This is a genomic window from Pseudoalteromonas sp. SR44-5, from assembly GCF_014163675.1.
In the GTDB taxonomy this organism is placed as follows: domain Bacteria; phylum Pseudomonadota; class Gammaproteobacteria; order Enterobacterales; family Alteromonadaceae; genus Pseudoalteromonas; species Pseudoalteromonas rhizosphaerae.
In genome coordinates, this window is record NZ_JACJDT010000149.1 from 1 (window position 1) to 770 (window position 770).

At 45.8% G+C, this 770-nt stretch carries 1 pseudogene; it reads left to right on the forward strand.

From position 1 onward, the window contains the following. A pseudogene (locus H5154_RS23935) lies at positions 1-770 on the forward strand (hypothetical protein); the annotation flags it as partial.

The following is a 770-nucleotide window of genomic DNA, read 5'->3' on the forward strand; positions in this document are numbered from 1 at the left end:
GTCGATTTAGAATACGTTTACCAAGACGGCAGCCCGGTTAAAAATGCGCCCTACACCATTACCTTTGATGATGGAACGCAAGCGACCGGGCAACTAGATGACAGTGGACAAGCACAACTCAGCAATATTCCCAGCGGTCAGTTCAGTGTTAAATACGGCGAAGACAGTCGCGATTTTCAGCCTGAAGATAACACCACACCAAACCCGTTGTATGGGCAAATAACCACCGCTGATGCTGTGCACATGATCAATAGCGGTAACACTGCAAAACTGGAAGAGGCTGGCAATTTAGCCAACCAAGCAGGCGATTGGTTATGGGGCACACTGCAAGGTGACTTTAATAGAAACCCGAGTACATCACAAATCGTTGTGGGTACAATTATCTCGATGATACCGGTGGTTGACCAAATCATGGATATTCGTGATATTTGTGCAAATACCGTGTTACTCACCGATGATGACAAAGCCAATGACAGCGACGGTTGGATAGCCTTTACCCTAACCGCCATTGGTTTGGTTCCATTATTAGGCTCTGCTGTAAAAGGCGTGGGTAAAGTTGTAATTAAAAATAGTGGTGAGTCAATGGAAGCCGCTATTGCAGTGTTACGCAAGATGGGTAAAGGCGACCCAGTAAAATACCTGCGCGAAATAAACTGGCAAGACTTAGGCAAACAAGCCGCCAGTGAAGTAAAAGCCGTAATCAAAGGCTTTCGAGATACACTTAACGATATTTCAACCAGCTGGAAATACGATCTTCTGCTGCCAGACTC